Genomic DNA, 14557 nt, shown 5'->3' on the forward strand with positions numbered 1-14557 from the left:
GGCTGTAACTACGCCAGGAGCCCCTCTTCTGTCTCCGCCGCCTGCTGCTCCCATCAGGTGTCGGGGTCTTCGTCAGCCTCGGCGGGCGCCTGGAATCCGATCGTGTCGAGGGTGCAGTCGAACGGCGCCGGAATGAGGAGCTTCTCGCCGAACGGAACGGTGAGATGGGACGCATACCCCTTGGCGGTCGGCGACCAGTAAACAGTGGCGAGTTCCTCCTGCATGTCGAGCAGGAGGTAGACCGGCACACCTGACTTCCCATAGCGCTCGACCTTGTCGGTGAGGTCGTCGTCGCGAGTGGAGGGCGAGGTGAGTTCGGCGACGAAGGAGAGACCGTCGCCGTCCAGGCGATTGCTTGCGGTCCGGCGGGTCTTTCGGTGTGCGGCGTGGATGTCAGGCCCATACGCTCGCTCGACGCCGGGGAAGACGTACAAGGCAGGGGCGGCGCTGATCCGATGCCCCTCGGGCAGCCGGGCCCGTAGCTGATCGCAGACCAGGTCCATCACGTCGAGGTAGTAGGCCTTCGACCACGGTGACACGACGATGTTTCCCCTGATGATCTCGGCCTTGAAGCCGTCGGGCACGTGCAACTCGTCGAGGGCGTTGAGCAGGTCCTCGAAGCGGTGGGGGTCGGTGCCGCTTATCGTCGGTCGCTCCAGCATCACTGACATGATGCGTCTCCCTCGCAGTGTGGGCCAGTCGACACTCAGCGTAGCCGCGGCCGGTGACGGCCGATCGGTGAGAGCCGACCTCAGACGTCGCTTCGTTGCACGCTGGAGGTCGTCATGTCGGAAGGCCTGGTGAAGCTCGGCATGACCCCGGAGTTCATCGGCCGCGGGATGCGCGGGGGCGGGGGTCCGGGGAGCAGAAGTCGGCGTAAGCAGCTCTGCGAGACAAGGCGCCCGAAGCACCTTGGTCGGGCGCCCGTCTCTTGGTCGAACCTCGCAGAGCGGGCCGAGGCTCCGGGCCATCGTCACCTGGTATGGCAAGGCCGCCACCTCATGCGAAGTGGCGGCCGGCCTGCGTCGTTCAAGCCAGTGTGAGGTCCGTTTCAGGCCCCTGGATGAGCGCGGGTGCAGGCTTGCTGAGCGACCCCGTAGTTGACCCCGATCCCGTACAGCCCGTTGACGCAGTTGGGATTGGGTATCCACCATTCCACGTACACCGCCCGGTTCTGGCAGGCATCTTGTACCTTGGGGCCCACGACATAGCCGTGGTCCTGGACGTAGTTGTCGCAGCCGGCCCAGCCGCCGTACGCCGCCGCTGGCGTTGCCGCTGCGATCGGCGTGAGGACGGCGGCGGCAGTGATGCCCGATTGCGTCGTGCTTGATGCGAACAAGACGATCATGAATCGATCGCGTGTGTGAGCGCGGTTCTGTGTCCCAGCCGGAGGCGTGAGGAAGGGCCCCGGTTGCCCAACCGGAGCCCTTCCCTGTGACGGCTGACGTGGTCAGGCCTTGACGCGTACGTCGTTGCGGAGCTTGGCCGCGAGGTCCGCGGCGTCGTCGAGCGAGCCGGCCTGACCCGAGGCCAGGGTGGCCACGCTGTATGACGTGACGAGGGATGCGGTGCTGTGGTCGCCCCAGATGCACATCGGCATGTTCATGGTCTTCGGCACCCCCGCTTCCGAGGACGACGAGGCGGACGTGTCGATCTGGGCCACCTGGCACTTCATGATGCCGTTGGAGAAACCCGACGGGTGGACCGTCTCGGGGCTGCCGATCAGCTTGCCCTTGAAGCCCGATCCGCTCTGGTCCTTCTCGGACTCCGTCTTGAGCTTGGCGAACATGGCGTCGACGAGCGCCTCGGGGTTGTCGATGGTCCCGTACACGCCGTTGAACGCGATCGCCTTCTTGGTCAGCCCGGTGCCGTTGTCGTACTCGGCACCCACCTCCGTGGGGTTCTTCACCCCCCACTTCTCGAAGTCCGACTTGTCGGAGTCGCTGACGTTGCCCGAGCCGGAGTCGCTGGACTTCGTGTAGGTGCCGTTGATGACCGACTGTGGAGTCGTCAGCTTGTGCGGCCCGTCGTCCGCCACTCCGCTGCTGCCCCCGCCGAACACGAAGTACGCCCCCACCGCCACAGCCGCCACCACGGCCACCGCGCCGATGATCAGGCCCGTCTTCTTCTTGCCGCCGCCCGCCTGCGGCGCCTGCGGCATGCCGTAGGGCGGCTGCTGCCCATAGGACCCCGGCTGCTGGCCGTACGGGTTCGGCTGCGGCGGCACGCCGCCCTGCTGCGGGTAGCCGTAACCCGGCTGCGGCGGAGCCGCCGGCGGAGCCTGCTGGGGGTAGCCGTAGCCGGGCTGCGGAGCCTGCGGCTGCTGGCCGTACGGGCCCGGCTGGCCCGGCTGGCCGTAGGGCCCCGGCTGACCGTACGGGCCCGGCTGCCCCGGCTGGCCGTACGGGCCCGGCTGCTGGGGTTGCTGGCCGTACGGGCCCGGCTGGTTGTTGCTCATTGCTGGGTTCCCCCTAGGACGCTTATCTGTTTCAGACATCCTGGACCAGCCACAGGAAACGCACGGCACCGGGGGCCGCACCGTTACAGAACAAACGCGTTTCGGGACCACCCCGTGACACCTCTAAACTGACCCCCGTGACCGAGAACGCTCAGCAGCAGCCACCCGCGCCCGACTCCGAACTGCCGACCCAGTACGCGCCGGCCGATGTAGAGGGCCCGCTGTACGAGCGCTGGGTAGAGCGCGGTTACTTCGAGGCGGACGCGAAGAGCGAGAAGCCGCCGTTCACCGTCGTCATCCCGCCGCCGAACGTCACCGGCAGCCTGCACCTCGGGCACGCCTTCGAGCACACCCTCATCGACGCGCTGACCCGCCGCAAGCGCATGCAGGGCTACGAGACGCTGTGGCAGCCCGGCATGGACCACGCCGGCATCGCCACGCAGAACGTCGTCGAGCGCGAGCTGGGCAAGGAAGGCAAGTCGCGGCACGACCTCGGCCGTGAAGCCTTCGTCGAGCGCGTCTGGCAGTGGAAGGGCGAGTCCGGTGGCCAGATCAGCGGGCAGATGCGTCGCCTCGGTGACGGCGTCGCCTGGTCGCGTGAGCGCTTCACCATGGACGAGGGACTGTCCCAGGCCGTCCAGACCATCTTCAAGCGGCTCTACGACGACGAGCTGATCTACCGCGCCGAGCGCATCATCAACTGGTGCCCGCGCTGCCTGACGGCCATCTCGGACATCGAGGTGGAGTACCAGGACGACGACGGCGAGCTGGTTTCCATGACGTACGGGGAGGGGGACGACAGCATCGTCGTCGCCACCACCCGTGCCGAGACGATGCTCGGTGACACCGCCGTCGCCGTCCACCCCGAGGACGAGCGATACAAGCACCTGGTCGGCAAGCTCATCAGGCTGCCGCTGACCGACCGTTCCATCCCGGTCGTCGCGGACGAGCACGTCGACCCCGAGTTCGGCACCGGCGCCGTCAAGGTCACCCCGGCCCACGACCCGAACGACTTCGAGATCGGTCAGCGCCACGACCTGCCGTCCATCACCGTGATGGACGAGCACGCCGTCATCACCGTCCACGGCCCCTTCCAGGGCATGGACCGCCTGGAGGCCCGCTCGGCGATCGTCGCCGCGCTGCGCGCCGAGGGCCGGATCGTCGCCGAGAAGCGGCCCTACGTCCACTCCGTCGGCCACTGCTCGCGCTGCAAGACCACCATCGAGCCGCGTCTGTCGATGCAGTGGTGGGTCAAGGTCGGCCCGCTGGCCAAGGCCGCCGGCGACGCCGTCCGCGAGGGCAAGGTCAAGATCCATCCCCAGGAGATGGAGAAGCGGTACTTCGACTGGGTCGACAACCTCCACGACTGGTGCATCTCGCGCCAGCTGTGGTGGGGCCACCGGATCCCCGTCTGGTACGGCCCGGAGGGCGAGGTCGTCTGCGTCGGCCCGGACGAGGAGCCGCCCGGGACCGAGGCGGAGGGCTGGCACCAGGACACCGACGTCCTCGACACCTGGTTCTCCTCCGGCCTGTGGCCGTTCTCGACCCTCGGCTGGCCCGAACAGACCGAGTCGCTCGCGAAGTTCTACCCGAACTCCGTGCTGGTCACCGGTTACGACATCCTCTTCTTCTGGGTCGCCCGGATGATGATGTTCGGTCTGTACGCGATGGACGGCACCCCGCCGTTCCACACCATCGCCCTGCACGGCATGGTCCGTGACCAGTTCGGCAAGAAGATGTCGAAGTCCTTCGGCAACGCGGTCAACCCGCTGGACTGGATGGACAAGTACGGCAGTGACGCGCTCAGGTTCACCCTGGCCCGTGGCGCGAACCCCGGCGTCGACGTCCCGATCGGCGAGGACTGGGTCCAGGGCTCGCGCAACTTCGCCAACAAGATCTGGAACGCGACCCGCTTCGCGCTGATGAACGGCGCGACGGTCGAGGGCGAACTGCCGGACGCCTCCGCGATGTCGGCGACGGACCGCTGGATCCTGTCCCGTCTGAACTCCGTCGTCGCCGAAGTCGACGCGTTCTACGAGGACTTCCAGTTCGCCAAGCTGTCCGACGCCCTCTTCCACTTCGCGTGGGACGAGGTCTTCGACTGGTACGTCGAGCTGTCCAAGACGGTCTTCATGGCGGGCGGCGCCCCGGCCGAGGTCAGCAAGCGGGTCCTGGGCGAGGTCCTGGACGTCACGCTCAGGCTGCTGCACCCGGTGGTCCCGTTCGTCACGGAGACCCTGTGGACCACCCTCACCGGCGGCGAGTCGGTCGTCATCGCCGAGTGGCCGAAGGACAGCGGCTTCCGTGCCGCCGACGCCGAGCGGGAGATCGAGTCCCTCCAGTCGGTCATCACCGAGGTCCGCCGCTTCCGCGCCGACCAGGGCCTGCAGCCCGGCCAGCGCGTCCCGGCCCGCCTGACCCTGGACGGTACGGCCCTGGCCCCGCACGAGGCGGCCATCCGCCAGCTCCTGCGCCTCCAGCCGGAGGGCGAGGGCTTCACGGCCACGGCCACCCTGCCGGTGGCGGGCGCGGAGGTCGCGCTGGACCTCTCCGGCACGATCGACGTGGCGGCCGAGCGCAAGCGCCTCGCGAAGGACCTGGCTGCGGCCGAGAAGGAGAAGGCCCAGGCGGGCGCCAAGCTCGGCAACGAGGCCTTCCTGGCCAAGGCCCCGGACCAGGTGGTCGACAAGATCCGTACCCGCCTGGCCAAGGCGGAGGAGGACATCGCCCGCATCCAGTCCCAGCTGGAGAAGCTCCCGCCGGCGTAAGCCGTCGTGCGTGACCGAAGGCCCCCGGTGCGGATCGAGCACCGGGGGCCTTCGGCGTCCTGAAGGGGCGCGGGGCCGTGTCGATGTGCGGCTCCGCCGCGTGGGTGCGGGCGGCCACGACGGACGCGAACCCGGCGACGCCGGGCCACCACCCCGAACCGCCGCGTTGTCACCTCCGCTCCGTAGACTGGCCCCGTGAGCGAAGAGCCCGGCACCAGCGACACCCCCGACCCCCTCGACAGCTTCGACGAACTCATCGAGGCCGAGACCACCCGCGACCCCGACCTCGCGGTGATCGAGGCCGGCAGCCGCACCCTGCGCACGCAGGGCGGCTCGCCGCAGGCCGACGTACCCGGGCGGCCCGAGGACCCGGAGGTCGACCGGGCCCTGCGCGAGGTCGAGACGGAGCTGGCGACCCGCTGGGGCGAGACCAAGCTGGAGCCGTCGGTCAGCCGTATCGCCGCGCTGATGGACGTACTTGGCGAGCCGCAGCGCTCGTACCCGTCGATCCACATCACCGGGACGAACGGCAAGACCTCCACCGCCCGCATGATCGAGGCCCTCCTCGGCGCCTTCGAGCTGCGCACCGGCCGCTACACCAGCCCCCATGTGCAGTCGATCACCGAGCGGATCAGCCTGGACGGCGCCCCGCTCTCCGCCGAGCGGTTCATCGAGACGTACCAGGACATCAAGCCGTACATCGAGATGGTGGACGCGCAGCAGGAGTACCGGCTGTCCTTCTTCGAGGTGCTCACCGGCATGGCGTACGCCGCCTTCGCGGACGCCCCGGTGGACGTCGCCGTCGTCGAGGTCGGCATGGGCGGGTCCTGGGACGCCACCAACGTGATCGACGGCGATGTCGCCGTGGTCACCCCGATCGACCTGGACCACACCGACCGGCTCGGCGAGACGACCGGGGAGATCGCCGCCGAGAAGAGCGGGATCATCAAGCAGGACGCGACGGTCATCCTGGCCCAGCAGCCGGTCGAGGCGGCCCAGGTGCTGCTGAAGAAGGCCGTCGAGGTGAACGCGACCGTGGCCCGCGAGGGCCTGGAGTTCGGTGTCGTCGCCCGTCAGGTCGCCGTGGGCGGCCAGCTGGTCACCCTGCGCGGTCTCGGCGGCGAGTACGCCGAGGTGTACCTCCCGCTGCACGGCGCCCACCAGGCGCACAACGCGGCCGTCGCGCTCGCCGCCGTCGAGGCGTTCTTCGGCGTCGGCGCACAGCACGCGCAGACACTGGACCTCGACACCGTCCGCAAGGCCTTCGCGGCCGTGTCCTCCCCGGGCCGGCTGGAGGTCGTACGGCGCTCCCCGACCGTCGTGCTGGACGCGGCGCACAACCCGGCGGGCGCCGCGGCCACCGCGGAGGCCGTGCGCGAGGCGTTCGACTTCACCCGGCTCATCGGAGTGGTGGGCGCGAGCGGCGACAAGAACGTGCGAGGGCTGCTGGAGGCCTTCGAGCCGATCTTCGCCGAGGTCGTCGTCACGCAGAACACCAGTCATCGGGCCATGGACGCGGACGAGTTGGCCGCGATCGCCGTCGAGGTGTTCGGCGAGGAGCGGGTGCAGGTCGAGCCGCGGCTGCCGGACGCCCTGGAGGCCGCGATCACGCTGGCCGAGGAGGAGGGCGAGTTCGCGGGCGGTGGCGTGCTGGTCACCGGTTCTGTCATCACAGTCGGCGAGGCCCGGCTGCTGCTGGGGAAGGGCTGAGGCTCAAGAGATGCGTACGCTGTGCTCCTCGACCTTGATCGGCGAGTTCTTCATCATCGGCTTCGCCGGACTGGTCGCCATGAAGGACCCGGACCTGTCCGTGTCGACGGTGTGGCTGGTCAGCGGGATCGCCATGTTGCTGTGCGTGCTGATGTGCGCGATGGTGACCCGCCCGGGCGGGGTGGCCCTCGGCTGGGTGCTGCAGATCGCCCTGATCGCCTCCGGCGTCTTCGTCCCGACCATGTTCTTCATGGGCGCGGTGTTCGCGGCGCTGTGGTGGGCGTCGGTGCACTTCGGGCGGAAGGTGGACGAGGCGAAGGCCAGATTCGCCGCCCAGGCGGAGGCAGCCTCCTCTACCCCTGACGCTGTGTGACGGACGCGCGGACACGCCCTGTAACCTCGTCCCACCGCACACGTCAGCCGTAAGGAGCACCTCGTGACCCAGCGCACCCTCGTCCTGCTCAAGCCCGACGCCGTCCGTCGGGGCCTGACCGGCGAGATCATCAGCCGTATCGAGCGCAAGGCCGGCTGGCAGATCACCGCGCTGGAGCTGCGCACCCTGGACCGCGCCACGCTGGAGCAGCACTACGCCGAGCACGTCGGCAAGCCCTTCTACGAGCCGCTGGTGGAGTTCATGGCCTCCGGTCCCGTGGTCGCGCTGATCGCCGAGGGCGAGCGGGTCATCGAGGGTGTGCGCGCGCTCGCCGGCCCGACCGACCCGATCGCCGCCGCGCCCGGTTCCATCCGCGGTGACTACGGCGTGATCGTCCGGGAGAACCTGATCCACGCCTCGGACTCCGAGGAGTCCGCCGAGCGCGAGGTGAAGATCTTCTTCCCGGGCCGGGCGTGATCCACTTCCGCGGCCGCGGATGAACCGCGCGCGGATGTTTCGCTAATTTTTTTGACGGGGCGTCAGCTCCGCCCGGTTGCGCTTGACCAGGGACGGCCGTACATTTCCGGCCGTCCTTTGGCATATGCCTTGCCGATCGGGGGAACGCGTGCCTCCGATGGACCGTCTCCACAGGCGAGGCGGACCGCCATCTGGTGACAATGGCGGAGACCCTCGCGCAGTGTCCGTGCAGGCGCGTTTACGATGGAAGCCTTCACGTCACAGCACCCGCCTCGCCGTCCTGATATGCCCTCAAAAGCTAGGGAAGGCCAGATGAATCCGGATGGGGAACTCAATGTCGTTCATCGGCCGTGACATGGCTGTCGACCTCGGGACCGCCAACACGCTGGTGTACGTCAGGGGTCGCGGGATCGTACTCAACGAGCCGTCCGTCGTCGCGATCAACACCAACACGGGTGGGATCCTCGCGGTCGGTGCCGAAGCGAAGAAGATGATCGGCCGGACGCCGGGCAACATCGTGGCCGTCCGTCCGCTGAAGGACGGTGTGATCGCCGACTTCGAGATCACCGAGCGGATGCTCCGCTACTTCATCCTGAAGATCCACAAGCGGCGGTATCTCGCCCGGCCGCGGGTCGTCGTCTGTGTGCCCTCGGGCATCACGGGCGTCGAGCGCCGCGCCGTGATCGAGGCGTCCACCCAGGCCGGTGCCCGCCAGGTGCACATCATCGAGGAGCCCATGGCCGCCGCCATCGGCTCCGGCCTGCCGGTCCACGAGGCCACGGGCAACATGGTGGTGGACATCGGCGGCGGCACGACGGAGGTCGCGGTCATCTCGCTCGGCGGCATCGTCACCGCCCAGTCCATCCGCGTCGCGGGCGACGAACTCGACAACGCGATCATCCAGTACATCAAGAAGGAGTACAGCCTCCTGCTGGGTGAGCGCACGGCCGAGCAGATCAAGATCACGATCGGTTCGGCGTACGACCTCGACACCGACGAGCACACTGAAGTGCGCGGCCGGGACCTGGTGTCCGGGCTGCCCAAGACCGTCGTCATCTCGGCCGCCGAGGTCCGCAAGGCGATCGAGGAACCGGTCAACGCGATCGTGGACGCGGTCAAGACGACCCTCGACAAGTGCCCGCCGGAGCTGTCCGGCGACATCATGGACCGAGGAATCGTTCTGACCGGCGGCGGAGCCCTGCTGCGCGGTCTCGACGAGCGGCTGCGCCGGGAGACCGGCATGCCGATCCACATCGCCGAGGATCCGCTGGACAGCGTCGCGCTCGGCTCCGGCAAGTGCGTCGAGGAGTTCGAGGCGCTGCAGCAGGTGCTGGACGCCCAGCCGCGCAGATGACGTAACGCTTCGATTCCGCCGTACGAGACGTTCTCCTCTCGTGCGGCGGATCGTTGATATAGAGGCATAAGCTCCCACACATGAGTCCCTCCGGTTTGCGTTTCGCGTACCGCGCCGCGGGTTTCGCGTCCCGCGCCGCGCAGGGGCTCCCGAATTCCTATTGAGGAAGGGCACGGCCGCCGCACGTGAGGGACACGAAAGAGAGCCGGCTGCTCCTGGTCCTGCTGGTCGCCATCGCGCTCGCGCTGATCACGGTGGATATCCGAGGGGGCCGGAACTCCCCGGTCGACGGTGCCCGGCAGGCCGCGGCCGCGGTGTTCGGCCCCGTGGAGAACGGGCTGTCCTCGGCGGTCGACCCCGTCGGCAACGCCGTCTCCGCCATCCGTGACTCCGGCAGCCGGCACAGCCGGCTGGCCGCGCTGGAGAAGGAGAACGCGGCCCTCAAGGCGAAGCTCGGCAGCGACGACCGCAGCCGCAGCCGGCTGAACCAGCTCGACAAGATGCTCAAGCTCGCCGGCGAGGGCCAGTACGGCATCAAGGGCGCCCAGGTCGTCGCCATAGGGTCCGCGCAGGGCTTCTCCTGGACGGTGACCATCGACGTCGGCGCCAACGACGGCATCAAGCGCGACATGACCGTCCTCAACGGCGACGGACTGGTCGGCCGCGTCACCACCGTCGGCCCCGACACCTCCACCGTGCTCCTCGCCAACGACCCCGACTTCACCGTCGGCACCCGCATGGAGGGCAGTGACGAACTCGGCTTCGCCTCCGGCCAGGGCGACCGTCCGCTGCGCGTGGAACTGCTCAACGGACAGGCGGAGGTGCACAAGGGCGACCGGCTCGTCACCTTCGGCTCGCAGAACGACCGCCCGTTCGTGCCGGGCGTCCCGGTCGGTGTGATCTCCCGGGTCGACCCCTCCGGCGGCGGCCTGACCCGCACCCTCTACGTCACCCCGTACGTCAGCTTCACCAAGCTCGACATCGTCGGCGTGGTCGTCGAGGCCCCGAAGAAGGACCCCCGCGACGAGGTGCTGCCGACCCAGCCCAAACCGACCCCGACGCCGACCGTCACCGTCACGGTGACCCCGTCGGCCAACGCGACCGACACGACCGGCCGGCAGCAGTAGGAGCTGACTTCCCCATGCGCTTCAACCGGATCCTGCTCTCCAGCGCGCTGGTCGTCATGGCCCTGGTGATCCAGGTGAGCGTCCTCGCCCGCCTGCATCTGCCGGGTGCCGTCCCCGATCTGCTGCTGCTCACCGTCCTCGGCCTCGCCATGGTGTACGGCCATGTCGGCGGCGCCCTCGTCGGCTTCGGCGCGGGGCTGCTCGCCGACCTCGCCCCGCCCGCCGACCACGCGGCCGGCCGCTACGCGCTCGTGCTGTGCGTCACCGGCTACTTCGCCGGGCTCATCAAGCCGGGCAACGGCCGGCTGAAGTCGGCGACCGGCCCGATGGCCGTCGTGGTCGCCGCCGCCGTCGGTTCCACGCTGCTGTACGCGGGCGTCGGCGCCCTGGTCGGCGACACCGCCGCCCGCCACGTCGGCCTGCCCGGCCTGCTCGTCTCGGCCGCCCTGTACGACCTGCTGCTCGCCCCATTCGTGGTCCCCGGGATCATGTGGCTGGCCCGCCGCGCCGACAACGACCCGCTGACCGAGTCCGGCCCCGCCGCCAAGGCCGGGGACATCTCCGCCGGCTGGCTCTCCTCCGGCACCGGACTGCGCATCGGCAGCCAGCGCGGCGGCCTCGGCGTCCTGAAGGCCAAGGCCCGCACCCGTTCCGCCCGGGTCGGCCGCATCAAGGGGGTCAAGCGGCTGTGAGCGCCGGGGAGTTCACCCGAACGGGTCAGCTGTCTCGGAACGCGGGTTCACAGACTGATCGTTCATCATTCGTACGCGCACAGACTCATCGCACACATGCGCTGCGCGCGCAGACGTTCGCGCACTGAGAGGGGGAGGCAGCCGCAGTGACCAACATCCCCGAGACCGGTCGGACCCCACGGGTCCAGATCCGGCTCGTCGTGATCCAGATCCTCGTTCTCTCCCTCCTCGGCACGCTCGGCGGCCGCCTGTGGTACCTCCAGATCCGGGAGGGTGCCGCCTACCAGAAGGAGGCGTCGGGCAACCACGTCCAGCAGGTCGTCGACCCCGCCGTGCGGGGCGACATCCTGGACGCCCGGGGCGTGCCCCTCGCCGACAACGAGACCCGCCTGGTCGTCTCCGCCTCCCGCACCGACCTGCTCAAGCAGAGGGACGACGGCAAGGCCGTCCTCGCCAAGCTGGCCGGCGTCCTCGGCATGACACCCGAGGAGGTCACGCAGAAGGTCCGGCTGTGCGACGCCAAGACGCCCCAGCCGTGCTGGAACGGCTCGCCGTACCAGCCGATCCCGATCACCGACAAGGCGACGCCCAAGCAGGCCCTGCAGATCCGCGAGCGCTCCGAGGACTTCCCCGGCATCAGCGCCGAGCCCGAGGCCGTGCGTCGCTACCCCGGCCCGGGCAAGTCCAACACCGCGCAGGTGCTGGGCTATCTCTCGCCCGTCACCGACGACGAGATCCAGAAGGCCAAGAACACCGACTCGCCCTATCTGCGCTCCGACATGGTCGGCCGCTCCGGCCTGGAGCGGGAGTACGACAAGGAACTGCGCGGCAAGGCCGGCGTCACCCGCTACGAGGTGGACAACCTCGGCCGGGTCATCGGCAAGGCCAAGTCGGACGCCGCACAGTCCGGTTCCAACCTGGTCACCAGCATCGACTCCCGCGTGCAGCGCGTCGCCGAGTACGAGCTGGACAAGGCGATGACGACCGCCCGCCAGCAGTACGACAAAATCACCGGCGAGAACTACAAGGCCGACTCCGGCGCCGTCGTCGTCATGGAGGCCAAGACCGGCCGGATCGTCGCGATGGCCTCGGCCCCGACCTACGACCCGAACGCATGGGTGGGCGGCATCTCCGCCAAGGACTACAAGGCCCTCACCGGCAAGGACTCCGACTACCCGCTGCTCAACAGGGCCATACAGGGTCAGGCGGCTCCCGGTTCGACGTTCAAGGTGGTCTCCACGGCCGCCGCGGTCCAGGCCGGCTACGCCTGGGACGGCGGCTACCCCTGCACCAGCTCCTACTCGGTCGGCGGCCAGGTCTTCAAGAACTTCGAGGGCGAGAACTTCGGCGACATCTCCCTGGGCCGTGCCCTGGAGGTCTCCTGCGACACCGTCTTCTACGGCCTCGGCGACAACGAGTGGAAGAAGGACGGCGGCATCAACCCCAAGAAGGGCCAGCCGAAGGACTGGTTCTTCAAGACCGCCCACCAGTTCGGCCTCGGCAAGGAGACCGGCATCGACCTGCCCAACGAGGTCACCGGCCGCGTCCCCGACCGCCAGTGGAAGCTCGACTACTGGAAGGCCAACAAGGACGTCTGGTGCAAGACCGGCAAGAAGGACGGCACCTACGTCCAGAAGATCTATTACGAGAACTGCCTCGAGGGCAACAAGATGCGCGAGGGTGACGAGATCAACTACTCCATCGGCCAGGGCGACACCCTCGTCACGCCGATCCAGGAGGCGATGATCTACGGCGCCGTCGCCAACGGCGGCACCGAGTACGTCCCGACCATCGGCAAGGCGATCGTCAGCGCCGACGGCAAGACCGTCCAGGAGATCAAGCCCAAGGTGCAGCGCAAGCTGCCGGTCAGCCAGGCCACCCTCAAGGGCATGGACGACGCCTTCGCGGGCGTCATCACGCGCGGTACGGCGGCCTGGAAGTTCAACGGCTGGCCGCAGAACAAGATCCCGCTGCACGGCAAGACCGGCACGGCGGAGGTCTACGGCAAGCAGACCACCTCCTGGCTGGCCACGTACTCCAAGGACTACACGGTGATCATGACGATCGCCCAGGCCGGTACGGGCTCCGGAGCCTCCGGTGAGGCCGTGCGCAACATCTACAGCGCGCTCTACGGCGTCCAGGGCGACGGCTCCATCGACAACAAGAAGGCGCTGCTGCCCCAGCCGCAGAGCACTCTGCCGAAGGTCCGCACGGACGGCACGATCGCCGCCCCGAAGGTCACCGGCGACCCGGGCAAGGACGCCGAGGCCGCCCAGAAGAGCAACCCCAGCAACGGCAGCGACCAGCAGCCCGCCACCTCGCCCTCGCCCACCACGGGCAACCGCAACACCCGTAGGCGGCCGCGGAAGCGGGGAAGCCGGAGGATGCTCTCATGACCGGCGCGAACAGCTTCTCCGTCTCCGGGTACGGCCCGGAGCGGGCCGGCTGGACCAGGATCTTCGCCCGCGACTCGCTGACCCGTCGGCTCGACTGGCCGATACTGTTCGCGGCGAGCGCCCTGTCCCTGCTGGGCTCGCTGCTGGTGTATTCCGCGACCCGCAACCGCACCGAGATCAACCAGGGCGACCCGTACTACTTCCTGGTCCGGGACCTGATGAACCTCGGCATCGGGGTCGCCCTGATGATCGGCACGATCTGGCTCGGCCACCGCGCCCTGCGCAACGCCGTGCCGATCCTCTACGGCCTGTCGGTCCTGCTGGCGCTGGTGGTCCTCACCCCGCTCGGTGCCACGATCAACGGCCAGCGCAACTGGATCGTGGTGGGCGGCTTCTCGATCCAGCCCGCCGAGTTCCTCAAGGTCGCGATCATCCTCGGCATGGCGATGATGCTGGCCACGCGGGTGGACGCGGGCGACAAGCCGTACCCGGACCACCGGACCGTGGCCCAGTCCCTGGGCCTCGCGGCCGTGCCGTGCCTGATCCTGCTGCTCATGCCGGACCTCGGCTCGGTGCTCGCCATGGTGGCCATCATCCTGGGCATCCTGCTCGCCTCCGGCGCCTCCAACCGCTGGGTCTTCGGCCTGCTCACGGTCGGCGTGATCGGCTGCGTCGCCATCTGGCAGCTGCACATCCTGGACCAGTACCAGATCAACCGCTTCGCGGCCTTCGCCAACCCGGACCTGGACCCCTCGGGCGTGGGCTACAACACCAACCAGGCCCGGATCGCCATTGGCTCCGGCGGCCTGACCGGTCAAGGCCTCTTCCACGGCTCGCAGACCACCGGCCAGTTCGTGCCCGAGCAGCAGACGGACTTCGTCTTCACGGTCGCGGGGGAGGAGCTGGGCTTCGTCGGCGCGGGCCTGATCATCGCCCTGATCGGGCTCGTCCTGTGGCGGGCCTGCCGCATCGCCCGCGACTCGACCGAGCTGTACGGCACGGTGGTGGCCGCCGGGATCGTCGCCTGGTTCGCCTTCCAGGCCTTCGAGAACATCGGCATGACCCTCGGCATCATGCCGGTCACCGGTCTGCCGTTGCCGTTCGTGTCGTACGGCGGCTCGTCGATGTTCGCGGTGTGGGTGGCCGTGGGACTGCTTCAGTCCATCAAGGTACAGAGACCCATGTCCGCGTGAGAGTCCGCG

The 14557-nt window shown here is 68.9% G+C and carries 12 protein-coding genes; 9 read left to right on the top strand and 3 right to left on the bottom strand.

Annotation, left to right across the window (positions count from 1 at the left end):
- Positions 1-53: 53 nt before the first annotated feature.
- The 3 genes from ADK64_RS15640 to ADK64_RS15645 all read right to left on the bottom strand — a co-directional run bounded on the left by ADK64_RS15640 (position 54) and on the right by ADK64_RS15645 (position 2458).
- Complete coding sequence (locus ADK64_RS15640) at positions 54-671, bottom strand: Uma2 family endonuclease (protein ID WP_053659263.1); 618 nt, start codon at positions 669-671, stop codon at positions 54-56.
- Between the two features lie 380 nt (positions 672-1051).
- Positions 1052-1348, bottom strand: coding sequence for a hypothetical protein (locus tag ADK64_RS45925; protein WP_159046264.1), 297 nt, complete (start codon positions 1346-1348; stop codon positions 1052-1054).
- Positions 1349-1450: 102 nt separating this feature from the next.
- On the bottom strand, positions 1451-2458 hold the full coding sequence (locus ADK64_RS15645) for a hypothetical protein (protein ID WP_053659265.1): 1008 nt from the start codon (positions 2456-2458) through the stop codon (positions 1451-1453).
- A gap of 137 nt (positions 2459-2595) precedes the next feature.
- Between ADK64_RS15645 and ADK64_RS15650 the strand changes: the two genes are divergently transcribed.
- The 9 genes from ADK64_RS15650 (at position 2596) to rodA (ending at position 14548) form a co-directional block, all read left to right on the top strand.
- Positions 2596-5226 (top strand): valine--tRNA ligase, encoded by a 2631-nt coding sequence (locus tag ADK64_RS15650; RefSeq protein WP_053659267.1) that lies wholly within the window; start codon positions 2596-2598, stop codon positions 5224-5226.
- Between the two features lie 195 nt (positions 5227-5421).
- Positions 5422-6936: a bifunctional tetrahydrofolate synthase/dihydrofolate synthase gene (gene folC / locus ADK64_RS15655; RefSeq protein WP_053659269.1), complete on the top strand. Its 1515-nt coding sequence runs from the start codon at positions 5422-5424 to the stop codon at positions 6934-6936.
- 10 nt (positions 6937-6946) lie between these two features.
- Positions 6947-7309 carry a DUF4233 domain-containing protein gene (locus ADK64_RS15660; RefSeq protein ID WP_053659271.1) on the top strand — a complete coding sequence of 121 codons (363 nt, stop codon included), beginning with the start codon at positions 6947-6949 and terminating at the stop codon, positions 7307-7309.
- A 63-nt stretch (positions 7310-7372) separates the two neighbouring features.
- Positions 7373-7786, top strand: coding sequence for a nucleoside-diphosphate kinase (ndk, locus tag ADK64_RS15665; protein ID WP_053659273.1), 414 nt, complete (start codon positions 7373-7375; stop codon positions 7784-7786).
- A 334-nt stretch (positions 7787-8120) separates the two neighbouring features.
- Positions 8121-9140, top strand: coding sequence for a rod shape-determining protein (locus ADK64_RS15670; RefSeq protein ID WP_053659275.1), 1020 nt, complete (start codon positions 8121-8123; stop codon positions 9138-9140).
- Between the two features lie 185 nt (positions 9141-9325).
- The gene (gene mreC, locus ADK64_RS15675) at positions 9326-10267 is read left to right on the top strand and encodes a rod shape-determining protein MreC (protein ID WP_053659277.1); all 942 of its coding nucleotides are present in this window, start codon (positions 9326-9328) and stop codon (positions 10265-10267) included.
- 14 nt (positions 10268-10281) lie between these two features.
- Complete coding sequence (gene mreD, locus ADK64_RS15680) at positions 10282-10959, top strand: rod shape-determining protein MreD (protein WP_053659279.1); 678 nt, start codon at positions 10282-10284, stop codon at positions 10957-10959.
- 146 nt (positions 10960-11105) lie between these two features.
- Complete coding sequence (gene mrdA, locus ADK64_RS15685) at positions 11106-13355, top strand: penicillin-binding protein 2 (RefSeq protein WP_053659281.1); 2250 nt, start codon at positions 11106-11108, stop codon at positions 13353-13355.
- Positions 13352-14548 carry a rod shape-determining protein RodA gene (gene rodA / locus ADK64_RS15690; protein WP_053659283.1) on the top strand — a complete coding sequence of 399 codons (1197 nt, stop codon included), beginning with the start codon at positions 13352-13354 and terminating at the stop codon, positions 14546-14548. The genes mrdA and rodA overlap by 4 nt, the downstream gene beginning before the upstream one ends.
- Positions 14549-14557: the final 9 nt, after the last annotated feature.

The organism is Streptomyces sp. MMG1121 (assembly GCF_001280015.1).
Classification (GTDB): domain Bacteria; phylum Actinomycetota; class Actinomycetes; order Streptomycetales; family Streptomycetaceae; genus Streptomyces.